Origin of the sequence: Arthrobacter sp. MYb213 (genome assembly GCF_002979915.1) — a bacterium.
In the GTDB taxonomy this organism is placed as follows: Bacteria; Actinomycetota; Actinomycetes; order Actinomycetales; family Micrococcaceae; genus Glutamicibacter.
Genome location: NZ_PCQA01000007.1, coordinates 118,400 through 144,690, shown reverse-complemented (window position 1 = coordinate 144,690; position 26,291 = coordinate 118,400). Strand labels below are relative to the sequence as shown.

At 55.0% G+C, this 26,291-nt stretch carries 22 protein-coding genes; 18 read left to right on the top strand and 4 right to left on the bottom strand.

The window, feature by feature from the left end; all coding sequences use genetic code 11:
- Positions 1 to 8 precede the first annotated feature (8 nt).
- The gene (locus CQ011_RS15760) at positions 9 to 623 is read right to left on the bottom strand and encodes a TetR/AcrR family transcriptional regulator (RefSeq protein ID WP_286161230.1); all 615 of its coding nucleotides are present in this window, start codon (positions 621 to 623) and stop codon (positions 9 to 11) included.
- A gap of 218 nt (positions 624 to 841) precedes the next feature.
- On the opposite strand from CQ011_RS15760, the gene CQ011_RS15755 reads away from it, so the two are divergent.
- The 14 genes from CQ011_RS15755 to CQ011_RS15690 all read left to right on the top strand — a co-directional run bounded on the left by CQ011_RS15755 (position 842) and on the right by CQ011_RS15690 (position 17,069).
- Positions 842 to 1,996: an acyl-CoA dehydrogenase family protein gene (locus CQ011_RS15755; protein ID WP_105678661.1), complete on the top strand. Its 1,155-nt coding sequence runs from the start codon at positions 842 to 844 to the stop codon at positions 1,994 to 1,996.
- Between the two features lie 119 nt (positions 1,997 to 2,115).
- Positions 2,116 to 3,339, top strand: coding sequence for a 1-deoxy-D-xylulose-5-phosphate reductoisomerase (gene dxr, locus CQ011_RS15750; protein ID WP_105678660.1), 1,224 nt, complete (start codon positions 2,116 to 2,118; stop codon positions 3,337 to 3,339).
- On the top strand, positions 3,336 to 4,682 hold the full coding sequence (locus CQ011_RS15745; RefSeq protein ID WP_105678659.1) for a M50 family metallopeptidase: 1,347 nt from the start codon (positions 3,336 to 3,338) through the stop codon (positions 4,680 to 4,682). Before dxr ends, CQ011_RS15745 begins: the two co-directional genes overlap by 4 nt.
- Before the next feature lie 24 nt (positions 4,683 to 4,706).
- Positions 4,707 to 5,006, top strand: a complete 300-nt coding sequence (locus CQ011_RS15740; RefSeq protein WP_105678658.1) for a YciI family protein — start codon at positions 4,707 to 4,709, stop codon at positions 5,004 to 5,006.
- A gap of 218 nt (positions 5,007 to 5,224) precedes the next feature.
- Positions 5,225 to 5,779 (top strand): NAD(P)H-dependent oxidoreductase, encoded by a 555-nt coding sequence (locus CQ011_RS15735; protein WP_105678657.1) that lies wholly within the window; start codon positions 5,225 to 5,227, stop codon positions 5,777 to 5,779.
- Positions 5,780 to 5,906: 127 nt separating this feature from the next.
- The gene (gene ispG, locus CQ011_RS15730; protein ID WP_105678656.1) at positions 5,907 to 7,073 is read left to right on the top strand and encodes a flavodoxin-dependent (E)-4-hydroxy-3-methylbut-2-enyl-diphosphate synthase; all 1,167 of its coding nucleotides are present in this window, start codon (positions 5,907 to 5,909) and stop codon (positions 7,071 to 7,073) included.
- Between the two features lie 28 nt (positions 7,074 to 7,101).
- Positions 7,102 to 7,914: a GNAT family N-acetyltransferase gene (locus CQ011_RS15725; protein ID WP_105678655.1), complete on the top strand. Its 813-nt coding sequence runs from the start codon at positions 7,102 to 7,104 to the stop codon at positions 7,912 to 7,914.
- Positions 7,915 to 8,002: 88 nt separating this feature from the next.
- The gene (locus tag CQ011_RS15720; protein ID WP_105678654.1) at positions 8,003 to 8,704 is read left to right on the top strand and encodes a VCBS domain-containing protein; all 702 of its coding nucleotides are present in this window, start codon (positions 8,003 to 8,005) and stop codon (positions 8,702 to 8,704) included.
- Between the two features lie 72 nt (positions 8,705 to 8,776).
- Entirely contained in the window at positions 8,777 to 9,511 is a 735-nt protein-coding gene (locus CQ011_RS15715; RefSeq protein WP_105678653.1) for a hypothetical protein, read from the top strand.
- Between the two features lie 294 nt (positions 9,512 to 9,805).
- Positions 9,806 to 10,540, top strand: a complete 735-nt coding sequence (locus CQ011_RS15710; protein ID WP_105678652.1) for a hypothetical protein — start codon at positions 9,806 to 9,808, stop codon at positions 10,538 to 10,540.
- A 177-nt stretch (positions 10,541 to 10,717) separates the two neighbouring features.
- Entirely contained in the window at positions 10,718 to 11,890 is a 1,173-nt protein-coding gene (locus CQ011_RS15705) for a helix-turn-helix domain-containing protein (RefSeq protein ID WP_105678651.1), read from the top strand.
- Positions 11,891 to 12,010: 120 nt separating this feature from the next.
- The gene (locus CQ011_RS15700; protein ID WP_105678650.1) at positions 12,011 to 13,801 is read left to right on the top strand and encodes an NAD(P)/FAD-dependent oxidoreductase; all 1,791 of its coding nucleotides are present in this window, start codon (positions 12,011 to 12,013) and stop codon (positions 13,799 to 13,801) included.
- A gap of 627 nt (positions 13,802 to 14,428) precedes the next feature.
- Entirely contained in the window at positions 14,429 to 16,216 is a 1,788-nt protein-coding gene (locus CQ011_RS15695) for a proline--tRNA ligase (protein ID WP_105678649.1), read from the top strand.
- 67 nt (positions 16,217 to 16,283) lie between these two features.
- Entirely contained in the window at positions 16,284 to 17,069 is a 786-nt protein-coding gene (locus CQ011_RS15690) for a sulfite exporter TauE/SafE family protein (protein ID WP_286161229.1), read from the top strand.
- A gap of 468 nt (positions 17,070 to 17,537) precedes the next feature.
- Here CQ011_RS15690 and CQ011_RS15685 read toward each other — a convergent pair whose 3' ends face one another.
- The 3 genes from CQ011_RS15685 to CQ011_RS15675 all read right to left on the bottom strand — a co-directional run bounded on the left by CQ011_RS15685 (position 17,538) and on the right by CQ011_RS15675 (position 20,832).
- Positions 17,538 to 18,263 carry a response regulator gene (locus CQ011_RS15685; protein WP_105678647.1) on the bottom strand — a complete coding sequence of 242 codons (726 nt, stop codon included), beginning with the start codon at positions 18,261 to 18,263 and terminating at the stop codon, positions 17,538 to 17,540.
- Positions 18,264 to 18,279: 16 nt separating this feature from the next.
- Positions 18,280 to 19,470, bottom strand: coding sequence for a sensor histidine kinase (locus tag CQ011_RS15680; RefSeq protein ID WP_181148161.1), 1,191 nt, complete (start codon positions 19,468 to 19,470; stop codon positions 18,280 to 18,282).
- 300 nt (positions 19,471 to 19,770) lie between these two features.
- A complete protein-coding gene (locus CQ011_RS15675; protein ID WP_146112647.1) occupies positions 19,771 to 20,832 on the bottom strand; it encodes a hypothetical protein in 1,062 nt (353 codons plus the stop codon).
- A 164-nt stretch (positions 20,833 to 20,996) separates the two neighbouring features.
- Here CQ011_RS15675 and rimP point away from each other — a divergent pair, with 164 nt between their 5' ends.
- From rimP to infB, 4 genes are all read left to right on the top strand, one after another.
- Entirely contained in the window at positions 20,997 to 21,563 is a 567-nt protein-coding gene (gene rimP, locus CQ011_RS15670; RefSeq protein ID WP_105678644.1) for a ribosome maturation factor RimP, read from the top strand.
- 2 nt (positions 21,564 to 21,565) lie between these two features.
- Positions 21,566 to 22,549 carry a transcription termination factor NusA gene (nusA, locus tag CQ011_RS15665; RefSeq protein WP_105678643.1) on the top strand — a complete coding sequence of 328 codons (984 nt, stop codon included), beginning with the start codon at positions 21,566 to 21,568 and terminating at the stop codon, positions 22,547 to 22,549.
- A gap of 172 nt (positions 22,550 to 22,721) precedes the next feature.
- Positions 22,722 to 23,042 carry a YlxR family protein gene (locus CQ011_RS18155; RefSeq protein ID WP_096257859.1) on the top strand — a complete coding sequence of 107 codons (321 nt, stop codon included), beginning with the start codon at positions 22,722 to 22,724 and terminating at the stop codon, positions 23,040 to 23,042.
- Between the two features lie 167 nt (positions 23,043 to 23,209).
- Positions 23,210 to 26,209 (top strand): translation initiation factor IF-2, encoded by a 3,000-nt coding sequence (infB, locus tag CQ011_RS15655; protein ID WP_105678642.1) that lies wholly within the window; start codon positions 23,210 to 23,212, stop codon positions 26,207 to 26,209.
- Positions 26,210 to 26,291 lie beyond the last annotated feature (82 nt).

Here is a 26,291-nt window from a genome sequence, read left to right as displayed (position 1 = left end):
CTTAGGTTCTAGACTACCGGGGATGTTAGTGCCGCGAGTGCCATATTGGACAGTAACGGTTTTAACCCTGATTTTTTGGTGCGTGGGGAGTGTGCGGAGTGCGCCGTCGAATTCAGCAGCCCGAACACCGCATGAGCCCTGAATCGGTGCGATTGCGGACTGCCGGTGGGGTGCATTTTGGCCAGCTGTTCGGTCCATAAAGAGATGTAACTATTTTGAAGTTTACGAACTAAAGCGAGTTCCGACTTCGGTAATGACTTCAAATCACGGTCCTGTACCTGGAGGATATCGGGTCGGGAAAGTGAAAAATCAGTGTGAAAATCTACTAAACGTGACAAGACCTGAAGTGGATCCCCGCCGTTTTCTGCGGCTTCCAGCCCGCCAGCGTAGATATCTTTCGACATGTCCACGAGCAAAGCAATGAGCAACGCTTGCTTACCTGCGAAATGCCGATACACCGCAGGGCCCGAAATGCCGCAGGCAGCGCCTAGATCTTCTAGGGACACCCCTGCGTATCCGTGCAACGCAAAGAGCCGGGTAGCTTCGCGTAGCAGCGCGTCACGGCGTTCTGCCTTGGCGCGCTCGCGATCTGTTGGCTCAGTGAGAGATTGATATCTACTCAATGCAATTACTCCTTAGAAACCCCGTCCACAACTGGACAAGTATGATCTACGCCACTAATGTCAAAATGTAGGTAGTAAACACAGTTAATAAGAATTAACCATACGCGCCGGACTGTCAGCTTCCAAGGTATTGCGTCCGCGTTCCGTATAACCCGTCACCGCAGACGACGTCACAAGGGTCGCCTCGGTGAGGACAACCTCGAAAGAAGAGAGTGCCCGTGATTGATCTCGAACTCGACGAACTGTACCAAGACCTGGTCGATGTCGTGCGTGAATTTGCCCAGCAAGTCGTTGCTCCTGTCAGCGCCAAACACGATGCGGAACATAGTTTCCCGTATGACGTGGTCGCACAAATGGGTGAATTGGGGCTATTTGGTCTTCCAATCTCCGAAGAGTACGGCGGATCTGGAGGTGACTACTTCGCTCTTGCCTTGGCATTAGAGGAACTTGGCCGAGTCGATCAGTCAGTAGCGATTACTTTGGAAGCTGGTGTATCGCTCGGCGCTATGCCGATCTACCGCTTCGGTAACGAAGAACAAAAAGAGCTTTGGCTGCCAGACCTAGCAGCTGGCAAAAAACTCGCAGGTTTCGGGCTGACCGAGCCAGGGGCCGGCTCTGATGCTTCGGCTTCACGGACCAGAGCGAAAATTGAAGATGGCCAATGGGTAATCGACGGTTCGAAGGAGTTCATCACGAACTCCGGCACAGACATCACCTCTCTGGTCACGGTCAGCGCGGTGACTGGGGTGAACGAATCAACCGGCAAAAAAGAAATCTCCACAATCATCGTTCCGACCGGAACCGAAGGATTTACCGCGGAGCCTGCCTACAACAAGGTCGGTTGGCACGCCAGCGACACCCACCCACTTAGCTTCAACGGTGCCCGAGTGCCCGAGGAAAATCTGCTGGGGGAGCGTGGACGTGGCTACGCATACTTCCTAGAGATCCTTGACGAGGGTCGCATTGCTATCGCGGCTCTGGCAACCGGCGCTGCTCAGGGCTGTCTAGATGAGGCAGTGTCCTACGCGAAGACCCGCCAAAGCTTCGGTGCAGCCATTGGTAAAAATCAGGCGATTTCATTCATGATTGCCCGCATGGCTTCACGTGTGCACACTTCACGTCTGGCCTACTATGCGGCCGCCGCGAAAATGCTTGCAGGTAAAGACTTCAAGATCGAAGCCGCTCACGCAAAACTCGTGGCCAGCGAAGCTGCCATGGACAACGCACGTGATGCGACCCAGATCTTCGGTGGGTACGGATTCATCAATGATTCTTTGGTGGCACGCCACTACCGAGACTCGAAGATCCTAGAAATCGGTGAAGGCACTACCCAAGTGCAATTGATGCTGATTGCCCGCAGCCTCGGACTGTAGAAGTATCCCAGCACTCGGGCCGGTTAATAACGCTTATCCGCGGTTATTCACCGGCCCGAACTGTTTTTTGATGCTCTGATGGAATGGCACTTTGGGACCTCACAGTTATAGCGACCATAATGGATTGGGTGAGCACCCAATCTTCTTTTAAAACTGCGGATGGTCCCCGCCGTGTCACACTGATCGGTTCTACCGGATCAATTGGTACTCAGGGTCTAGACGTCATTCAGAATGCGCCAGAACAATTTAGCGTGGCAGCGCTTAGTGGCGGTTACAACCTGACACTGTTGGCCGAGCAGGCAGTCACCTTCCGGCCGGAGGTGGTTGGCGCCGCAGTCGAGAATGTTGACGAACTGGCTACCGCGATTTCTTCAGCCGCGCGAAAGGCAGGAGTGAGCGACTATGCGCCACAACTGCTCAGTGGCGCCGATGCCGCGACGCAAATAGCTGGATACAGCGAAGCCGACGTAGTTCTCAACGGTATTACCGGAGCGATTGGGTTAGAACCAACCATTGCGGCGCTCCAAGCCGGACACCTGCTGGCGCTGGCAAATAAAGAGTCGCTGATTATCGGCGGACAAGTCGTTAAACAGATCGCGGCTCCCGGACAGATTTCTCCTGTCGACTCTGAACATTCCGCGCTCGCTCAAGCACTACGTTCTGGGACTCCAGAAGAAGTTTCCAAATTGATTGTCACCGCGTCTGGTGGCCCCTTCTTCGGATATAGCTATGAACAATTGCGTGAGGTGAGTCCAGCACAAGCATTGGCGCACCCTACATGGGATATGGGACGCATGGTGACCACGAATTCGGCGACCATGGTCAACAAGGCATTGGAAGTTATCGAAGCCCACCTGCTCTTTGATGTGCCACTAGAGCGCATCGAACCCTTAGTTCACCGTCAATCTATTGTGCATTCTATGGTTGAGTTCATCGACGGTTCGGTGATCGCGCAAGCCTCGCCGCCGGATATGCGTCTGGCAATTGCGCTGGGTATCAATTGGCCACACCGCGTCGCTGGTGCCGCAAAACCCTGCGATTTTTCCACCGCGTCCTCTTGGACCTTTGAACCATTGGACGAGTCGGTGTTTACCGCGGTGAAGCTAGCGAAACAGGCAGCTGCTGCCTCCGGGACCCACATGGCTGTGTACAACGCGGCAAATGAGGTCGCTGTTGATGCCTTCCATGAGGGCCGGATTCGTTTCACAGATATCGTTGAAACCATTGAACGGGTACTTGAGGCTTATACGCCGGTGAACGCGGAGCTTTCGGCTGAAGTAGTTCTTCAGACAGATCAGTGGGCGCGCGCCCACGCCACCACGTTGCTGAGGGAAAAAGCATGAACGTACTAATGTTCCTTGGCGGCGTGCTCTTCATGGTCGTTGTCATTGCCTTGTCTATTGCTTTGCACGAGGTGGGCCACCTGATTCCCGCTAAGAAATTTGGATTGCGTGTTCCGCAATACATGATTGGGTTCGGCAAAACGATCTTCTCTTTCAAACGAGGAGAAACCGAATACGGGCTCAAAGCGCTGCCCCTAGGTGGCTACATCTCCATGGTGGGTATGTATCCGCCACGTCCGGTCACTGAAGCCGGGAAGCAGAAGAAGCCAGGATTCTTTAACAAGATCTTTGGCCAGATGGTGGATGACGCCCGCTCGCAAGCCAACGAAAATGTCGAAAGCAGCGACGAGGGGCGACTGTTCTACCAGCTGCCCATTTACAAGCGCGTGATAATTATGCTCGGCGGCCCGTTCGTAAACCTCTTGCTAGGATTCTTGCTCATTGGTGTGGTGATTACCGGATTTGGTGTTCCCACAACTACCACGACAGTTTCCGAGGTATACCAGTGCATTGCAAGCGCCGAAAATGCGGATGCGACCGAATGCACGGCTAAAGACACTGAGGCTCCCGCCTATGCCGCTGGTTTACTCCCGGGGGACACCATCACATCCGTCAATGGGACCGCCGTGGCTCACGACGCTTGGTACGAGCTCACCGGTGTGATTCGCGATCATCCTGGTCAGAGCATCAGCCTGACTTATACCCGCGGGGGAGCGGAACACCAGACCACACTCAAGCCACATTTGACCGAACGCCCGGTGCTAGATGACCAGGGTTACCCGGTCACTGATGAAAATGGCACCATGAAAACAGCGCAGGTAGGCTTCGTGGGAATGAGCTCGCAGGTTGAGAATATAGCTCAGCCAGTTACCGAAGTACCTAGCGTGGTGGGAGACCAGTTGCTGACGATTGGCAACGTTATTTTGCATCTACCGCAACGCATGGTTGATGTTGCGCAGGCTGCCTTTGGTACGGAAGAACGAGACCCAAACGGTCCGGTTTCTATTGTGGGTGTGGGCCGTATCGCCGGTGAAATCAATGCTCACGAAGGAATCGCGATGGGGGACAAGATTGCTTCGTTGCTTTCCCTCGCTGGCGGATTAAACCTCGCGTTGTTCGCGTTTAACTTAATTCCGCTGTTACCACTAGATGGTGGGCATGTGATTGGTGCCTTATATGAGGGTGTGAAGCGAACCGTAGCACGCATCTTCGGCCGCAAAAACGTGGCGCCGGTCGACACCATTAAATTGTTGCCGATGACCTACGTGGTGGCTGCCGCGATGTTGCTGATGGGCGGTCTCTTAATATACGCGGACATTTTCAAGCCAATAAGCATCTTCTAGCACTGAAGGAAATAAGCTGTAGCCATGACTGTTTTTGCTGTTGAATACGAGTATGCACAGGACTCTACGGAACTGCGCAACGAGCACCGTCCGGCCCACCGCGCTTTCCTCACTGAGTATTTGGAGGAGGTCAACGTTCGACTGCTGGCCTCTGGTCCCACCCCGGTACTTGACGGTGCGTTGCTGATATTTGCCGCCGCGAACGAAGCGGCGCTAAAAGAAGTACTAGCCCTTGATCCGTTCAACAAGGTCGGTGGCCTGGCAAAGACCACCATCACCGAATGGAACCCGGTTATTGGTTTACTCTCCGAATTCGCTCCCTAACCCAAGTTTGTGGCAAAAACCCAACGTTTGCTTCTGCAACGTTGGGTTTTTTCTTTGGAAAATTTGCCGCGCCGTGCAAGCAATGCCGGTGCCGATCTAGTCGGCCTAGTGCTTCAAGTCACGTAAGACTTCGGAATTGAATTGGGGAAGTGCTCGTTGGAGTAGATGAAGCGTCAGCTTTATTTACTTTTCGATTCGCTAAATAGGAGCAACACAATATGGCTACTAAGGTCCTTACCCTGGTCGGTTCCCTTCGTGCAGGTTCAACAAACCAGCAGCTCGCTGAAGCAACCGCATTGAACTCACCAGAAGGCGTTGAAGTCAGCGTTTACTCGGGCCTTGACAGCCTTCCGTTTTACAACGAAGACCACGATGTTGAAGGTGCTGTGCCAGCAGCTGCTCAGGCGCTTCGCGATGCAGCCGGTGAAGCAGACGCGCTCTTGCTGATTTCCCCTGAATACAACGGCACCATGCCAGCGGTACTCAAGAACGCCATCGATTGGCTGTCACGTCCATTCGGTACTGGTGCTGTGAAGGACAAGCCATCTGTGGTCATTGGTACCGCTTTCGGTCAGTACGGTGGCGTATGGGCCCAGGATGAGGCCCGCAAGGCACTGACCATCGCCGGAGCTAACGTTTTGGAAGACGTGAAGCTTTCTATCCCTAATTCTGTTGTTCGTTTCGCTGAGCTTCACCCGAAGGATGACGCCGAGGTTGTTGGACAGGTCGCCGAAGTACTGGCAAACATTCGCACGGTAGCCGAAGCTAACTAAGTTTTATCCGTGAATTTGCGAGAAAAGCCACGGCCTCGTCGTGGCTTTTCTCGCATCCTTACCACTAGCACGCCAGACGGTGCGATACTTGGTATAGAAAAACCTACAATCACTTCGGAGGCATCCATTGACTTCGGTCAAACTCGGCATGCCGGCGGCACCACCGCCGGTAATTACTCCACGTCGTAAGACTCGTCAGTTTAATGTCGGCAGTGTGGGCATCGGTTCGAACTCGCCAATCAGCGTACAGACGATGACCACCACCAAGACTTATGACATCAACGCAACCTTGCAGCAGATCGCCGAGGTGACGGCCGCCGGTTGCGATATCGTGCGTGTCGCATGCCCGACCGATAAAGATGCCGAGGCGTTGCCGATTATTGCGATGAAATCGCAGATCCCGGTTATTGCAGACATCCACTTCCAGCCGAAGTATGTTTTTGCTGCGATCGAAGCCGGCTGCGGCGCTGTTCGTGTAAACCCAGGCAACATTCGCAAGTTTGATGACCAGGTCAAAGAAATCGCAGCTGCTGCGAAAGATCACGGTACGTCGATCCGTATCGGTGTCAACGGTGGATCGCTACACCCGAAACTTCTGAAAAAGTATGGCAAAGCGACCCCAGAAGCATTGGTTGAATCAGCCATTTGGGAAGCTTCCCTCTTTGAAGAGCATGGGTTCCACGACTTTAAGATTTCGGTCAAGCACAGCGACCCGGTCATCATGGTTCGTGCCTACGAGCTTTTGGCCGAATCTGGAGATTGGCCATTGCACCTAGGTGTGACCGAAGCTGGACCTACCTTCCAGGGAACTATCAAGTCCTCTGTGGCCTTCGGTTCCTTGCTCTCGCGTGGCATTGGAGACACCATTCGTGTCTCGCTTTCGGCTCCTCCAGTCGAAGAGGTCAAGGTAGGCAACCAAATTCTTGAATCGTTGAACTTGCGCCCGCGTAAGCTCGACATTGTTTCTTGCCCATCGTGTGGTCGTGCTCAGGTAGATGTTTACACCTTGGCTGAAAAGGTCACCGCTGGCCTAGAAGGCATGAAGGCTCCACTGCGCGTTGCGGTGATGGGTTGTGTTGTCAACGGTCCGGGCGAGGCTCGTGACGCTGACCTCGGGGTAGCCTCCGGCAACGGTAAGGGACAGATCTTCGTCAAGGGAGAGGTCATCAAGACCGTGCCTGAAGACCAGATCGTCGAGACACTCATTGAAGAAGCTAATCGTTTAGCTGAACAAATGGATCTGGACAATGACGAGAATCCTACCTCGGGTTCTCCCGTGGTCTCCGTCAGCTAGACAGAGCCCACCAGGGGAAGTCCGAGTCTTGGGCCGCAGGGACACTGCGGCCCTACTCGCATTGCTTGATCAAGACCCCGTCGCTAATATCTTTACCCGTTCTCAGCTTGCCCTGCACCGTTCTGCCGTCCCAGATGGGTTCGCACACCTGCTGGGAATCAACGGCGAGGACGGGTTGGAATCAGCCTGCTGGGTGGGTGCAAATATTGCGCCGACGGCCATGAGCGATGAACATGCTCGTGCCTACGCCCAATACGCGTTAGACACCAGACAACGCTTCGCTTCGGTTTTCGGACCAGCACAAACCGTCTTGGCCATGCGTGAAGTTCTCGCCACCGGACCGCAAGTTTTTTTTGACGTACGAGAAAATCAACCAATGATGAGTATCCGCCGTCGCTCTGAAGCGGTGGCGATACGCTCACTGCGTGTGGCTACCTTGCAGGACTTTGACCTCGTCTTACCGGCCAGCGCTGCCATGTTTGAAGAGGAGCTCGGATATTCTCCGTTAGAAAATGGCGGAGGGTACTACCGTAGCCGGGTACGCCAGTTGATTCGTGAACGCCATACTCTCATCGACACCGATGAATACGGTGAGATCATCTTCAAAGCGGATCTTGGCACGGTCACCACGGCTGCAGTGCAGATCCAAGGAGTGTGGATCAGCCCCCGATATCGCGGTCAGGGCCTGTCCACTGGATATATGGCAGCCACGGTTGCTTACGCCCTGCGATTCGCCCCAACTGTCAGTCTCTACGTCAACGACTTCAATCAACCTGCTATCAGGTCTTACGAACGCGTTGGTTTTGAGCAGGTTGGAACTTTTGCAACTATCCTCTTCTAGCCCCTAACCACGGCTTTCTGTCACCTTCTATGGTCACAATCCACGATGAGCAGGCTCCCGTCTTCTAGACTCGAGGACAGTAACTATCGTGACGGGAATTTCTGTGGCTCTTGCCAGACGCACCAAACTCTACTTTGCCTCGGGGCTTTGCCTCGCCGGTCTATTGCTTAGCGGATGCAGCACACCGGCTGAGCCGAGCGAAGAAACTTCGGGCACCGCGTTGCAAATCAATGCAGACCAACTTGAAAGTCAGTTGCAAGAATTCGTCAAAGTCGATTCGAAGGCCAAGGTCATTTCGGATGCGAAATTACGAAAGAGCATCCCAGAAGCCCAAGCATGGATCGAGGGGTTGAGCGTTTCGCCGAGTAAGTGCGGTGTCACCTTTGCCGCCCCGGTCACCGAACAGCTAGCAAAATCAAAAATGGCAGCGGTGCAGTTTGAGGACCGGTATCTGACGGTCGCCGTCTATCAGGATGTCCAAGCATTAAAAAATCAGTGGGAAAGCGAAGCGAAAGCTAGTGGTGAATGCGCTAGATACTCGGTGACCATTGATGGAAAAACACGTGCTTATCATTTGGCGAAACAGTCTTTGAAGACCAAAGCCGAGCTAAACGACGCATATGTGGTGACCAGCAGTGACGGATCAACGACGAAGCAGCAGCTGGTAATCCGTGCCGCTCGTGGCAACGTCATGATTGGTTTTCAGCAGGAAACCTCGGCGAAAAAAACTCAAGAACAACTTCAATATGGCGCAGAACGTATCGACGCGTTATTTGACGAACTCAAATAGCTCTTTGTTGGCTTCATAAAAACTTTTACTTACAGCCCGGCGATAGACCGTGGCACATTCTAAGGATGACCCATGACTAAACGTTCCCTATGGATACTTCCTCTGGCCGCGATGCTTGCTCTAAGCGGTTGTTCCTCAAGCGGTGGTGACGATGTAGCATCCTCCGCACCGAGCTCGCAGCCATCGCAGCAACAAGAGCCGACGTCAGGTAAGACGCTGTCAGCAGATCAGGTTAAGGACGTGGTCACTAAGCTGGTGGGGGATGACTCTTCAGCCCAGATCTTGGATAACGAAGTGATGAAACCCCAGTTGGAACAGGCTAAGAACATGTCTGGTGCCAGTGGAATCAAACCCGAGAAATGCGCCGACGAGCAGGAAAAATATAGCGTCACCGACCTGACGGGGACTGTTGCGGCTTCAGCCACAGTCCAGGGTGACGCTACGGGGAAAGTAATCCAGATTTTCTCGATCACCGATGACGCGACGCGCACCAAGATCTCAGAGGCCTTAAAGCTGCCAAACATAGATGGCTGCGAAACCATTACGGTGAGTGTTTCTGGGCAGGATGTCAGTGCGGATAGGCAGATCCTGAAGCTTGATTCCACTGCGAATCAGTCGCTAACGATGGCTACGCAGATGAAAGTCGGGGCAGATCAGCACTTGAATTCCGTCGCGGTTCAAGCCCTTGATGGAAACAACTTCGTACTGGTGACTTTTTCTAGCGGTACTGTAGAAGCGCCATTATTAGCCGGTGACGCAATGCAACTAGCGGATCAAGCATTTGCGGAAATCAAAGCACTGCAGTAAATACGAAGTCCTCTGTTATTTCTAAGCTATGTCCAAATAGTGAACTTGAGTCTGTATCTCGTTAGACGTTATGAGTGCGAAGAAATTTATTTGGCTTACTCTTGCTTGCGCTGTGTGTACTTTCGGGTTTCTCAGGGAGCTTCAAGCGTCTGTTTGCGTGAAGAGTTGTCGCGACCAGCGAGGTGAAGCGTTTGACGAAATCAAATTGGTGCAATAAACCCCCGAATGTCTTTTATTTCTAACCAATATTCAAATACAGTGGAACTGACAGCTACTCGACGTGAGGATTGAATCATGAAAAAACGCTCATTGTGGTTACTTCCACTTGCCGGCGCGCTCGCTCTAACGGGTTGTTCCGATGCGGGTACGGATGCTCCTGCAGCCTCGGGGGATGCGCAGCCTACTCAGGTAGCCGTAGCAGCGGAACCTTTGGACGCAGCTGCAGTCAAGACGATTGTCGAAAAGCTTGTGGCTGACAAATCCGGCGCACAGGTTATCGATAGCGCCGCGATCGCTGAATCTCTGCCCCAGGCCAAAAAGATGGTCGAGAGCATGAAGATCGAACCAGCTGAATGTGCCGATCTAGTTGTTCAGCAGAGTTCTCTAGATATCACGGGCATTAACATGGCCACGGGCATCGTTGCCGGCGAAAAGCCTGGCGAATCAACTAGCTACAGCGTTGCATCCTACGAGGACGACGCGAAGTTGGCGACGGCCAAGAAGGCCGCGGAAACTAAGGATCTTCAGGGGTGCGATAAGTTCTCCATGGAGATGCAGGGCATGAAGCTGAACGCCTCAGCCGAAATCCTGGACGCTACTTCGGATGCAGACCTGACTGTCGCCACCAAGTCGAATATTTCCATGGACGGCAAGGAAGTTCCTATGGGCAGCCTCTCGCTACAGGGCTTCGTTGGCCCGAACATGGTATCTGTTGCCTACTCTGGCGAGGTTGACGACGAGAAAACCAAGCTAGATGAACTAACCAAAGAATTGAATGTCGCTGTTGCCGAGCTGAATAAGACTCAGTAGCAACAAAGTTCTACATGAATGCCGTTTGTGCCCGCTGAAGGGTTCAGGCGGCATTTTTGCTCTCTGAAGAGCTAAACAGATAGCTGACAGCACCGGTTGCCAAACAAAATGCGGGCTACAGAACGTAATTTAGAGAAAATCCTTCTCTTCCATTGGGTTGCGTGACATTCTCAATTAATGACTGTGAACCGCCGCCAATCCGAAGCGACATATCAAGCAGCGCTAACCGCCGGTGAAGATCCTATGGTCAAGGCGAGAGGTCTTAAAGCCTTGCATCAGCGGTGGGCAGAAGGAACACAGATTCCCTCAGTAGTTCGTCCGGTAGTCGCACGTTCCTGGGGACGGGCTGGCGCGCAGATCAATGACATTGTTCCCTTGGCGGCAGTTGTCTTGCAAGAGCGTAGGGAAGCAAACGATGAATTGAGTTCGCTCGTAGATCTTTTTAAAGATCGGCTCCTTCCTCTTGCTACACAGGCTGGCAATCAACTCGTGATTTCCGACAGCCAAGGATATGTGCTCTGGGTACTTGGCCCATCAATGGTTCGCCGACGCAGCGACGGCATCGGATTTGTTGCCGGAGCAAGGTGGCGTGAAAACGATGTGGGAACCAACGGTATTGGGGCAGCTATGGCTGAGCGGGCACCAGTGCAAATCTTTGGGCCAGAACATGCCCGTGAAGAACAACATTCGTGGGTATGCACCTCGGCACCACTGATAAATCCAGGAAACTCTTCTCTTGTCGGTGCGGTGACCTTGGCCGGATCATTTCGGACAGCACACCCACACTCCTTGGCACTGGTTTCTTCGGTGGCGCGTGAAGCACAATCGGTTCTACGCACCGAGCATCTGTTGCGGATGCAACGTCTCGAATTAGCGACTTCACTGCCAGAAGCCGAATATCTGTTAGTGGATACTCAGGGTTCAGTGGCCACGTCACGAGGCTACGACGTAGACGCAAGGATCTCGATCCCCGCCGGAATGGAGGAAGGGCGCCAGTGGGTTGCTGGTGTAGGTGCCGTGGACGTGCAACGTACTTTGGGTGGTTGGCTCTTGCAGCGCGCACAAGAAGAGATCACTTTGGAACTCAATGATTCGCTGATTCACCAGGCCGTTGTGCATAGCGCCAGCGGATCAACGCGTATTGGTCTCAGCGCCAAGCATTGGCAGATTGTGCAACTTTTGGCCGCGTGCCCAACAGGTGTAAGTTCCGTTTCGTTGCAGGAACTGTGGCCGGCAGGCACCGCTAGCGTCACGATACGGGCGGAACTTTCACGATTGCGCGCAAAGCTGCCCGGACTGATCGCATCTAGACCTTACCGGTTGGCAGTTCCAGTAATTCGGGAAGCCTAATTTTTGATAGTTGCAACCTATTGCAACACTTTCTTTTTGTGACCCAGCTCATAGTCTTGCTTCAGCGCGGCAATATTGCCGCATCATTTCCCGGACTCCCGAAGAATTGAAGTGATGAGAATGGCGAACAACGATCCGCTAACGCAAGCTCAACAGTGGTGCCAAGGGTTGCAACGAGCGCTTGACGCAGGTGATGTGCAAGAAGCTGTGCAGCTGTTCGGTGACGAATGCTACTGGCGAGATCTCGCTTCGTTGACCTGGAACCTGCACACCAGCGAAGGGCGGGAAGACATTGCGAAGATGCTGCTCGGAGTCGAACGCGGTGCTTGGCCACGAAATCTGGAGATCACCAGTGCTGCGAATGCTGACGGGGTTATTGAAGCCTGGTTTACCTTTCACAACGACGCCTTTGAAGGCCTTGGTCTCCTTCGCTTACGCGATGGTCGTTGCTGGACCATGCTCAGCACCGCGCAATCACTGCGTGAGCATCCCGAACCTGCCGGTGCCCGCCGTGAACTGGGGGCGGAGCACGGTTCGAGCATGAGCAAAGAAAATTGGTTGGACCGCCGTATCGCCGAACAGCAATCGCTGGGAATCACCGAGCAGCCCTACACGCTTATTATCGGCGGCGGACAAGGTGGTATTGGTTTGGCCGCTCGGCTCAAACGGATGGGCGTGCCAGCACTGGTTATCGACAAGCTGGCACGGCCAGGTGACCAATGGCGCTCACGGTATCATTCGCTGGCCCTGCATGATCCAGTCTGGTATGACCATATGCCTTACATCCAGTTCCCCGATCACTGGCCAGTATTCACTCCCAAAGACAAAATGGGCGACTGGCTGGAAAGCTACACAAAGCTCATGGAACTGAATTACTGGTCACTGACCGAAGCAACTAGCGCCAAGCAAGATCCAGAAGGAGAAGGGTGGATCGTAGAGGTTGAACGTGATGGCGTGCCACTGACCTTACGCCCCACGCAGTTAGTCATCGCGACGGGAATGTCGGGTATTCCTAATGTCCCGCAATATCCTGGAGCTGAGATATTGACCGGCGAGCAGAACCATTCATCACAACACTCCGGCGGTGAACGTTTTGCAGGTAAAAACGTCGTGGTGATTGGCGCTAATAATTCCGCGCATGACATCTGCGCAGATCTAGTTCAAAACGGTGCGCACCCCACCATGGTGCAACGCTCGAGCACGCATATTGTCCGTTCAGAGTCGCTAATGAACAACGTACTCGGTCCGCTATATTCCGAAGAAGCTTTAGCTGCGGGAATTGACCATAATCAAGCAGACCTAATCTTTGCCTCTATCCCATACAGGGTTCTTCCCGAGTTCCATAAACCAGCCTTCGCCCAGATTCGTGAGCAAGACGCAGATTTCTACCAATCCCTAGAGGACGCAGGGTTTGATCTCGACTTCGGTGATGACGACTCGGGACTCTTTTTGAAGTACTTACGTCGTGGCTCTGGCTATTACATCAATATCGGTGCCAGTGAGCTGGTTGCCGATGGCTCTATTGCACTGGCCAAAGGGGAAGTGTCCCACCTTACGGAAAACAGTGTCGTGCTGGTCGATGGAACTGAACTGCCAGCTGACGCTGTTGTTTACGCCACCGGTTATGGTTCCATGAACGGTTGGGCAGCTCGACTGATCTCGCAAGAAGTAGCTGACGAAGTCGGCAAATGCTGGGGACTTGGCTCAGATACTGCTAAAGACCCCGGACCTTGGCAGGGAGAACTGCGCAATATGTGGAAACCCACCAAGGTTAAAAACTTGTGGTTCCACGGTGGGAATCTGCATCAGTCACGGCACTACTCCAAATATTTGGGCTTACAACTCAAGGCTAGATACGAGGGCATATCCACCCCGGTTTATGCACTCGCCGAAACCTATCACCGATCCTGAGTTCTGCTCCCTTTGAACCTTGGTTCAGGCGGGCCCGGAGAAAGTACGAACTACGTACTTTCTCCGGGCCCGCTGTGCATGTGCTGAATTCACGCTAAGGGTCTTTCTCCTGAATTTCATTTGAAATAGAGTGGTCTGAATACTATTTTCAGGGTCAATTGAATTTGTCGTCAAAGCCGGGCTATCGGGACGAGACGTGAGCTCGCTTCAAAGTAGTGAGAGCTTAGGCAACTTAAAATAACCGAAGGTATCTTTCCAGAGAATTAGGGCTGTTGAATTCCTCTCACCCAATGACTCCGGGAATTTGTCATCCGAGCATTGAAGTCTCTTCAGACACACACTAAAAGTGACCGAAGAAACGCAAAAACGGGTTCTAGTAGCAAGGATCAAGAAAATGGAACCGAAGAATGAGGTTATTGGCATGTAGAAAACGGCTCCGCCGAGGTCTTTTATAGGCCGTTGTCGGCGAAACCCGACCTCTCGTATCCCTTGAATTTATTGGCAAGTGGCGGGAAGCGGTAGGATTGAAGATGGTCGAGATTGTGGCCGAAACCCATTTGATTTTGCATAGCTGGTCGGCACCCGAAAACGCCTCGGGAGTCGACGGACGGAAAAGGACGCCCCCGCGTGGTTTTGAAGCTTTCCACCCTGTTCCTGCGCACCTTGCGCGAAGATCCCGTTGAAGCAGAAGTAGACAGCCATAAGCTGCTAGTTCGTGCCGGGTACATTCGCCGCGCAGCGCCGGGCATTTACACCTGGCTGCCACTGGGCTTGAAGGTGCTTGCTCGGGTAGAGGCCATTGTTCGTGAAGAAATGAACGCCATTGGCGCCCAAGAAGTTCACTTCCCGGCATTGTTACCGCGTGAACCTTATGAGCAGACCGGTCGCTGGACTGAATATGGCGAAGGCCTGTTCCGTCTGAAGGACCGTAAGGGAGCCGATTACCTACTGGCTCCGACCCATGAGGAAATGTTCACCTTGTTGGTCAAGGACTTGTACTCCTCGTACAAGGACCTTCCGGCGTACCTGTACCAGATTCAGAACAAGTACCGTGATGAAGCTCGTCCACGTGCGGGTCTATTGCGTGGTCGCGAATTCATCATGAAGGATTCTTACTCCTTCAACATTGATGATGAGGGCCTCGACGAAGCGTATGTTGCGCACCGAGGCGCCTACGTGCGAATCTTCGAACGTTTGGGTCTTGAAGTTGTTCCTGTGTTCGCGCAGGCCGGTGCCATGGGCGGGTCCAAGTCTGAAGAGTTCTTGCACCCAACAGCGGTAGGCGAAGATACCTTCGTGCGTTCGCCAGGCGGTTATGCCGCGAACGTTGAAGCAGTGACCACAGTGGTCCCTGACGCCATTGATTTCAGCGACGCTGCGGCTTTCGAAGTACTGGACACCCCCGATACCCCAACCATCGAGACCTTGGTTGAGGCGGCTAACCAGCTGCGCCCGCGCGCCGAAGGCCAATGGACCGCAGCTGACACCCTGAAAAACGTTGTTGTCGCTGTCATTGATCCAGAAGGCAACCGTCACGTGGTTGTTATCGGTATCCCCGGTGACCGTCAGGTCGATTTGAAGCGTGCCGAAGCAACCATCGGCCTTGCGTTGGAGATCAACGGTGAAGTGGCTGTCGAAGCGGCTAACGCCGAAGACCTTGCGAAGCACCCGGAACTGATCGCGGGTTACATTGGCCCAGGCAACGGACTAGACCAGCAAGTACTTGGGACCGAAGCTTCCAGTGGCATCATCTACCTTGTAGATCCACGCATTGTTTCCGGAACCAGCTGGATTACCGGTGCCAATGAAAAGGGCAAGCACGTCTTCGGGCTTGTGGCTGAACGTGACTTCTCCTTTGACGGCACCATCGAGTCAGTTAAGGTTCGCGAAGGCGACCCAGCACCGGATGGTTCTGGACCACTACGCACCGAGCGCGGTATCGAAATGGGACATATCTTCCAGCTCGGCCGTAAGTACGCTGCGTCCTTGGACCTGAAGGTTTTGGATAAGAACGGCAAGCTTTCCGTAGTCACCATGGGTTCCTACGGAATCGGTGTCACCCGTGCGGTGGCGGCGCTAGCCGAGGCTTATCATGATGACAATGGTCTGGCCTGGCCTAAGCAGGTTGCTCCGGCGGACATCCACATTGTGGTGACAGGCAAGGGTGAAGAGCTTTTGGTAGCAGCCGACAATCTCGCCAAGGAATTCGAAGCCAAGGGCATGGAGGTCATTTTTGATGACCGTCCGAAGGTCTCCGCTGGTGTGAAGTTCTCCGATGCAGAGCTCATCGGTGTGCCAACCATCGTGGTAGTTGGCCGCGGACTTGCCGACGGAGTCGTTGAGGTCAAGGACCGTGCGACCGGCGAACGCCGCGACGTGGCAGTGACCGATGTCGTGGAGGAATTGACCGCTTAACACCGGTGCATTTACTCAGTAATAAATGAATAGAGGTAGCAGCGCGGTGCAGGAGATTTTTTCCTTTTTGTCACTTGACGGTCTTGAATTCAATTGGACGTCGCTGATCCTGCTTTTACTAGCAGGGTTCGCGGCGGGCTGGATTGACGCGGTTGTCGGTGGTGGGGGATTGATCCAGTTGCCCGCGCTGCTGCTTTTTCCCGGAATGAGTCCGGTGCAGGCCTTAGCTACAAATAAGTTGGGCTCAATTTTTGGCACAACAACCAGTGCTATTACGTATTACCGGCGAACTAGTCCGGATCTAAAGACCGCTATCCCCATGGCGTTGATGGCGATGCTTGGTGCCTTCGGGGGAGCGGCCATTGCGACGGTACTTCCAGAACAGTGGATCCAGCCGATTATTATTGCTGCTCTCGTAGCGGTGTTGGCCTTTACAATTTTTAAACCCGCAGCCGGAGAGCTAAGCAAACTACGGTATCAAGGCAGCGGTCATTACCTGCGTGCAATTCTGATCGGTCTGATTATCGGCGGTTATGACGGCATGATTGGCCCCGGCACCGGATCATTCTTGATCATCGCGATGGTCACGGTGCTCGGCTACAACTTCTTACAGTCTTCGGCCAAAGCAAAGATCGTCAATCTTGCCACTAACTTTGGCGCGTTGGTTTTATTCATTCCCGCTGGGCACGTTGTTTTCGGGCTCGGCTTGGCTATGGGCGTGATGAATATGGCCGGTGGCTACCTCGGCGCTCGCATGGCAATATCCAAGGGCAGTAAGTTCATTCGGATCATCTTCGTGATTGTGGTGTGCGCCTTGATTCTCAAACTGGGTTCCGACATGTTATTCGCCTAGTCGGGCTAAAGCTCATCGCACTCTGGTGCGCAGTCCAGACACAGCGGAACTGGGACGTGGAATCCATGAAGAAGTAAACGTCTCCAAGCAATTTTGGGGGAGCATCGACACCGTTCAGTTGCTTAACCAAAAACTGTCGGTTCGCTCAAAAGTGAACCGACAGTCTCTGGAGGCAATGTCCCCATATTGCCTTACCTAGAATCAACATCAACCAGCCCCGACCCATCCCCATAGGCCGGTGCGGCTTGAAGAGCCGAATTGGTTGTATTGCCACAACCAATCCTTCTCCCTCTTTGCAGGTGCCCGCGAAAGCTGACCGTCTTCTAGGACGATTTTTGTTGGTAACAACAGTTCCCGCTGTGCCAGAAAATTCCCTACTTTGAGCGGAATAATCTGACGTTCATTTAAGGATCTCAAAACTATGAGTCAGCCGCGTCATACCAGCACGGTATCTTTCACGGGGAACACTCAGCTTCGTTTAGGAACCGGGTCATCTGGCAGGGTAAAACCTGAACGATAAGCCAACGCGACCGCCGACGCTCGATCCCGTGAACCAGTTTTGAAAAGAATCCGGGCAACATGTGTTTTCACCGTGGCCTCGCTGAGAACCAGCAAGTCTCGGATTTCGTGGTTAGACATACCAGCGGCCACTAACCGCAGAACTTCCTGTTCACGCCGGGTCAATAAAGTTGAGACATCGGGAAGGTCCGTGGAGCTTGCCCGAATTCGGTTAACGAGTCGGGTTGCGGCCGTGGCATCCAACCACGTTTCACCGGCCGCCACACGCCGAATCGCGACGGAAATTTCGGTAGGCAAAGCATGTTTGAGCAGATATCCGCTGGCCCCGGCCTGCAAGGCTTGAGCTACAATTTCTTCGTCGTCAAAGGTCGTCATGATCAGCACCCGGATCAGCTGATCACTGGACTCACGTGTTTCTTGAACAAGTTTCCGCGTCGCTTGGACACCATCAATGCCAGGCATGCGGACATCCATAAGCACCACATCGACGGCGTACTCCCGGGCCATTGAGAGTGCTTCGGTACCTGATCCAGCCTCAGCAACAACTTCAATGTCCGGCTCTGCCGAAAGTAGCATGGAAATACCGGCCCGGACCATGTGTTGATCGTCCACGATTAGCACGCGCGTTTTAGTCTTGAGCTGCGCCGGAAGAGTTCTGGAATTTTCGGTATTCATTTCGTCGACTTACCTTTCACCCAGCATCGTCTATCGGGGTTTGCTCGCGCGAGTCCTGATCACTCTTGGCAGGTAATACTGCCTTGACCCAGAAACCGTCTTTAGTTGGTTCAGCGACTAAGGTGCCACCACTGATGGTGACGCGTTCGTGCAATCCCAAGAGTCCGAATCCTCCGGAGAGCCCCGGAGCTTTAACCGCACCAGAAACTGAGCGGACAACAATTGTTAATGACAACGGATCCCAGTGTATTTCAACCGTTGCCTTCGCACCTTGCCCAGCATGGCGCATAACATTTGACAGGCTTTCTTGCACCACCCGGTAGCCTGCGTGGCCAATACTTGGATCGATGGGACACTCGGTGCCGGTAACTTTCTTTGAAATCTCTACGCCTGCAGCCCGAGCCGCGTCGATGAGCTCTGCGATGTCATCTAGCTCGCGCGGCAACGACCCAAGATCTTTAGCGTCTTCGCTGCGCAACATTCCCAGTAGCCGGTGGAGTTCTCGGATACTTTGCTCTGCGGTTTCTTGAACGTCCGCCAACGCGGCGTCCAAATCCACCATTCGGGACTTGGTGCGTTGCACGGTGCGCAAGCCCGCGGTTTGCAACACGATTGCGGTCAGCGAATGCGCCACACTGTCGTGCAGATCACGGCTGATCCGCAGACGTTCCATGATGGTGGCTTCTTCGCGAGCCTGGGTGGCCCACGCACGTTCGGTACGCAAAGCGTGTTCATAACGCGACAAGGCCACAGCGGAAAACCACACTGAGAGTACCAACAGGGTCATCACAAAGAAGCTGGGAAGCGCCGAGGTGAAATTACTCAAAAGCTGTAGCTTCGTGGAGGCAAAAGAGGCAGTGAGGATCGGGATAATCGCGGCTGGCAGGGCCAGATAGGCACGTGGAGGTGGGAGATGCCTGGCGAGAAAAAAGAGCGCTATCAGGAACCCGATCATCATGGTCGGGGCTCCGGGCACGAAGAGGCAAACGGTACTCAGCGCCATCATCGTCAGATAGGCCGGTACAAAGGAACGTGAATACACCAGTGTGCAGTATCCCAAGAAAGAAACCCCTGCGATGATCCACACGGAAACGGAGCCGCTAAACTCACTAGGATTTCGCGCGTACCAGACATACATTTCGAGGAGAAAGCCGGCAAGAGCAATGATTGAGCGCTGCCACGTGACGGTACGAATTAGGGCCTTCACTCGATCAAGCATGGAAAGACTGGCTTGGGAACGAATTGGAAATCTCGGGGCATTTTGGGTGGGACCTGAACCCGGCGGAGCAACCATGGCAACGACTTTCTAAGGTCTTGTGGGTGCAGTGAAGGTAGTCAGCGAACGTGCATTCAGCGCGGAGGCGTAAGCGCCGCCGAGGAATATAGTCACTGACCCTCCTAAAATATTCGTGCAGTTAAGAGCATCTTGTCATAGCGGAGCAGATGCGGACATCATTCTGAGCAGGTAAGTTCACAGCATCGTATGGAGCGCCATCGGTGCTGCGAGTTATTTAACCGGATCTAATAGCTGCAGGTTTAGTCCGCGTACGCGCTGATCTAGCAGGACCTGCCAGGTAGTCTTCGCCAAGGTGTCCTGCGCGCGATCTGCAGAAGCACCAGAGGCCAGCACCAGCTGGGCGACAAAGTCTTCTTCCGCGGCGGTGGTCACCGAGCTGAGGTCTTTCAGACCATCTTGCGGTAAGACGTAGGCCGGTTGTCGGAGATCTGCACAGTTATCGGGCAAGACCGAACGCACCGAGCGAATTTCAGTGTTAAGTTTTGCGCGGCGTTCTTCGATTTTAGGTGCCTGATCAGCGGAGCCGCGAGCGGCCAGTAATTGCAAGGTGTAGTCCAAGGCATAACCACGGTCTAAGGCCCGGGCCACCAACACGTCATCGGTTAGTGCCGGATCGGTAATTTCGGAGGTGGTGGGTAACAGGGCCAGATTCGTCAGGCAGCCAACTGGCTCTCCTGCGGTATCTCCGGCGCCGACAACCAGCGGGGTGGGCAACTGATTAACACTCTTTTGCGACGCCACCGTGCGCAGCGCGCTGCGCGCCTGAAGATTTGATTGATACGCCAATTCGGTCAGTGCTCCACCCAAGTGACTTTGATCAGCTGGCAGAGTTGGAAGCTCGGTACTGAGTTGTGCGACTTTCGTAGTGAGTTCCAAGAGCGCTGCCGGGGTGAAAGCTTGCGCCAATTCAACCTCGGGTTGGTCATCGAAACTCAATTGTCCGGTCAGCTGCGCGCCATAACTCAGCGTGGAACTTAGCTCGTTGAGTGCCGGGGTGGTTTTTTTATCTGCCACCGCGGCCAGAGCTTTAGCTTGCGCCCCGAGATCTGCCAGCGTCGATCCGTACTGCCATAACTGCCGCTGTTCGGCGGAACTGTCACGGATCTCTTCGGGCAGGCCACGATTTTCTAGACCTCCGCGAAATACGCTCATCCCTATGCCCCAGGTGAGTCCTATACAGAGCACTGCGGCAATAATCGGCGCGATCCACCCCGGTGCACGTTTGACTCGTGTACTGCGATTAGATGCTGGCGGTGTGGAATTCTCAGTCATGGCGTATCGATCATGCCACGAAACACACTGCAGAACCCGGCTCAAACTCGCGTTAGGTGCGAATTGGGCGTGAGTTCTTTCACCTGAGGCCATTAAGCAGTTCTCATCTTGCGCGGGTGCATATACCCTTAAAGAACAACATCGAATAATGTGGGAGGATATCCATGACCGCTAAGCCGGCCGATACCGAACAAGAAGCGCTACGGTTGACGACTGTGCTTCAGAAGGAAGTGGAATCCCACGGGCTGGTCCTGGAAGAAGTCTCTGTGCGCCCCTCGGGCAAGCAGCTTCTTGTACAGGTCCTCGTCGACAAAGCCGATGGCACCGATTCGGTGATCTTGGACGAACTGGGCGAAGTTACCACCACCATTTCAAATGCACTGGACAAGGACGCCAAATTTGCGTCCGCAGATCCTTATGAACTCGAAGTAAGCTCCCCAGGTCTTTCCCGTCCGCTGAGCCTGAACCGTCACTGGGTTCGCGCGAAGAACCGGATGGTGAAATTCACCCTGAGCGATGGCACCAAGCTGCGCGGCCGACTGACCGAGGTAACAGACACCGAAGTCGTGATTTCCGTACACCACGAGCCTGCTAAGAAGGGTATGAAGGTCAAGATAGATGATCCAAAGACCTTTGCCCTGTCTGACATCCGCAAGGCAGTCGTAGACCCGGAAATTAATTTCGACGACGCGCTGTTTGAAAATATTAATAACGAAGATTTGGAGGGCTAAGCGTGGATATAGATCTCGATGCGCTACGCATCCTGGAAAAAGACCGCGACATCCCTATGGATGTGCTGATCCCTACCATTGAGTCGGCACTGTTGCTGGCTTACAACAAAACCGATGGCGCGATGCCAGGCGCTCGCGCTCACATCGAGCCAAGCACCGGACACGTAGCGATCCTCGTAGAGGACCGCGACAACGCCGGCGTGCTCTTGGGCGAATTTGACGACACCCCGCACGGTTTTGGCCGCATTGCAGCCTCCACCGCACGCCAGGTCATCATGCAGCGTCTGCGCGAAGCCGAAGACGCAGTAGTTGTCGGGGAGTACTCTTCCCGCGTGGGCACCCTGATTTCCGGTGTGATCCAGCAAGGTCATTCCTCACATATGGTGCAGGTCAAAATCGGTGACGTCGAAGCACTGTTGCCACCAGTTGAACAGGCTCCTGGTGAGCGTTACGTCCACGGTGCGCGACTGCGTTCCTACGTGGTGTCCGCCGAGCGCGGTACCAAGGGGCCGGCAATCACCTTGTCCCGTTCACACCCAAACCTGGTTCGTCTGCTCTTCGAAATGGAAGTTCCAGAAATCGCAGACGGCACCGTTGTTGTTGAGGCGCTGGCTCGCGAAGCCGGACACCGCACCAAGATCGCGGTGCACGCTACCCAGGCCGGAGTGAACGCCAAGGGCGCTTGCATCGGTGAAATGGGTACCCGCGTGCGCTCGGTGATGAACGAACTTAATGACGAAAAGATCGACATCGTTGACTACAACGAAGATCCAGCACGATTCATCGCGGCTGCATTGTCGCCATCGAAGGTCGTCTCGGTAGAGATCCTCGATGAAGATGAGCGTCGGGCTCGTGTGGTGGTTCCGGATAGTCAGTTGTCACTGGCCATTGGCAAGGAAGGCCAGAACGCGCGTCTGGCCGCCAAGCTCACCGGCTGGCGCATCGACATCATTGCCGTCTCCGGTGGCAAGGAACCACAGCTTTAGAAAGCTGCCCTTCCGGACAGCAAAGAAAGCTGCTTGGAAGAAAGATTTGCTTAGCACGTTTTTCAGCCTCGGTGTGCCTGTGATCTGAACCTCACGCACGCACCGAGGCTCAAACGCGCTAGACTAGTAGTTGGCTCGTTGACAAGTTGTGGAAGGTGAGGATGGCGCTCGCATGAAACTGCATCAGCAACGTACGTGCATTGGCTGTCGAACCATCACATCTCAAGATGAGCTACTCCGTTGGGTATTAAACCAGGAAGCGCCGCTACGCGGTGTGCAGCTGGATCTTTCGGCCGCCGCCTCAGGGCGGGGAGCCTGGACCCATGGAACAGAAAAGTGTGTGCAGCATGCTGTGCGACGCAAGGCGTTTTCTCGAGCTTTTAGAAGCTCGGTGAATGATTCTTGCGTGGCACAGCAGTTCGCTGCATACGAAGATCAGTCGGCAAAAGGCCGACTATCTGGCAATCATGATGAAAGCGGGTCAGAAATCTGATGGCAACCCGATGAGTCCGCTAAGTTGAGCGCACAACGATGAACAATCAGTTTTGCGTGATTAACCGTGCGACGGAAGAATTTCACGAATTACAACGTTGATCAGCCAGAACACCCAAGTCTTATTGAACCCGGGGTTCTAGCCGATCACATCGATACAGGAGAGATGTGGCTAAACCCCGCGTTCACGAGCTCGCTAAAGAGCTCGGAATTACTTCAAAAGAAGCATTGACTAAATTGCAGGATATGGGCGAATTCGTTCGTTCGGCATCCTCAACCGTCGAGCCTCCGGTAGCGCGCAAACTGCGCGAAGCCTTCCCAAGTTCGGCTCCGGCTGCAAAGCCAGCAGGCGCTACGCCAGCACCACGTACCGGTGGCCCAAAGCCAGGTATGAAGCCAGCACCGAAGGCTGCGCCAGCACCTGCTGCTAAGGCACCAGCTGCCCCAGCGGCTCCGGCCACGCCAGCAGCTCCGGCCGCTCCAGCGACCCCAGCAGCTAAGGCTCCAGAGGCAGCAGCCTCCGAAGCCCCTGCAGCGAAGGCTCCTTCGGCTCCGGCTCCAGGCGGTCCACGCCCCGGTCCAAAGCCAGCACCTAAGCCAGCAGGCACCCCACGTCCGGGCAACAGCCCATTCTCCTCACAGCAGGGAATGCGCTCAGCCGGCGACGAACGCCGTGGAAACCGCGAAGGCGGCAACCGTGCACCACGCCCACAGGGCGCCGGAGCCGGTGGCCCACGTCCAGGCGGTCCACGTCCGGGCAACTCGCCATTCTCTGCTCAGCAGGGTATGCGCGGCGAAGGCGGAACCGGCGGACCACGCCCACCACGTGATGGTGGCGCACCAGGTCGCGGCCCACGCCCACAGGGCGCAGGCGGACAGGGTGCCGGCGGTCCACGCCCACCACGTGATGGTGGCGCACCAGGTCGCGGCCCACGCCCACAGGGCGCAGGCGGACAGCGTCCAGCCGGTGCCGGCGCGGGCGGACCACGCCCAGCAGGCGCGGGAGCACCTCGTCCAGCAGGCGCTGGCGCGGGTGGCGCACGTCCGGGTGCCGCAGCAAGCGGCGCAACCCCACGTATGATGCCTAACCGTACCGATCGTCCGGCTCCAGCAGCCGGCGGTCGTCCGGGTGCCGGCGGACGCGGTCGCCCAGGCGGCGGCGGTCCAGGCGGTACCGGTGGCGCACCAGGTGCCGGTGGCGGATTCCGTCCAGGCGCACCACGTGGCCGTGGCGGCGTTGGCGGTGCCTTCGGTAAGGGCGGCGCAGGACGCGGCAAGCAGCGCAAGTCCAAGCGCGCTAAGCGCCAGGAATTGGAGCAGATGAGTGCTCCGTCGCTAGGCGGCGTAAACGTTCCACGCGGCAACGGAGCAACAGAGATCCGTATGCGCCGTGGCGCATCGATCACCGACTTCGCAGACAAGATTGGTGCCAACCCGGCAGCGCTTGTCACCGTACTGTTCCACCTTGGTGAAATGGCTACCGCCACCCAGTCGCTGGACGAGGCAACCTTTGAGGTCCTCGGCGCAGAGCTGGGCTACAAGGTTGCAGTGGTCTCCCCAGAAGACGAAGACAAGGAACTGCTCGAAGGCTTCGGCCTTGACCTTGACGCCGAACTTGAGGCTGAAGGCGAGGACGAGCTCGAGGAGCGCGCTCCGGTCATCACCATCATGGGTCACGTTGACCACGGTAAGACCCGTCTACTTGACGCGATCCGCCAGTCAAACGTTATCGAGGGCGAGCACGGTGGTATCACCCAGCACATCGGTGCATACCAGATCGTTCACGAGCACGAGGACCGCGAGCGCGCGATGACCTTCATTGACACCCCAGGTCACGAGGCGTTTACCGCCATGCGTGCGCGTGGTGCCAAGGTCACCGACGTTGCCGTACTGGTTGTCGCAGCTGATGACGGCGTGATGCCACAGACCGTTGAGGCGCTGAACCACGCACAGTCCGCTGGCGTGCCAATCATCGTCGCGGTCAACAAGATCGATAAGCCAGCTGCAAACCCTGACAAGGTCAAGGGCCAGCTCGCCGAATACGGTTTGGTTCCCGAAGAATACGGTGGCGACACCATGTTCATCCACGTCTCCGCGCTTCAGCGTGAAGGTATCAACGAACTGCTTGACGCGGTGCTGTTGACCTCTGACGTGCTCGAACTGCAGGCAAACCCTGACAAGTCAGCCCGCGGTGTGGCCATTGAAGCGAACCTGGATAAGGGTCGCGGTTCGGTTGTCACCGTGCTGGTTCAGTCCGGTACCTTGGCAGTTGGCGACACCATGGTGGTGGGCACCGCCCACGGCCGTGTGCGTGCAATGTTCAACGAAAACGGCGAGAACCTCGACGTGGCCTTGCCTTCGCGCCCGGTCCAGGTCTTGGGCATGTCCTCGGTGCCTCGCGCCGGCGACGGCTTCTTGATCACCGATGACGAGCGCACCGCCCGCCAGATCGCTGACAAGCGCGAGACCGCAGAGCGTAACGCAATGCTGGCCAAGCGTCGTAAGCGCATCACCCTGGAAGACTTCGACCAGGCTGTGGCAGACGGCAAGATCGATACGCTGAACCTGATCCTCAAGGGCGATGCTTCCGGTGCTGTTGAAGCACTGGAAGACTCGTTGATGAAGATTGACGTGGGCGATGACGTGCAGCTGCGCGTGATCCACCGCGGCGTCGGCGCGATCACCCAGAACGACGTCAACCTGGCAACCGTTGATAACGCCATCATCATTGGCTTCAACGTGCGTCCGGCAGAGCGCGTGGCAGACCTGGCCGACAAGGAAGGCGTCGACATGCGCTTCTACTCGGTCATCTACTCCGCAATCGACGACATCGAGGCAGCCCTCACCGGTATGCTGAAGCCAGAATACGAGGAAGTTGCCCTGGGCAGCGCCGAGATTCGTATGGTCTTCCGCTCCTCGAAGTTCGGCAACATCGCAGGTTCGATCATCCGCTCCGGCACCATCAAGCGAAACACCAAGGCACGCCTGGTTCGCGATGGCAAGGTCGTAGGAGACAACCTGAACATCGATTCGCTGCGCCGCGAAAAGGACGATGTCACCGAGGTCCGCGAGGGCTTCGAATGTGGTATCGGCCTGGGCTCGTTCAACGACGTCAAGGAAGGCGACATCATCGAAACCTTCGAGATGCGCGAAAAGCCACGAGCTTAATCCTTAACTAAGTACCACGTGGGCGCTTGCCGGTCAGCTGACCGGCTGGCGCCCACGTTGCTCAGTTTCACCACAATTTCTA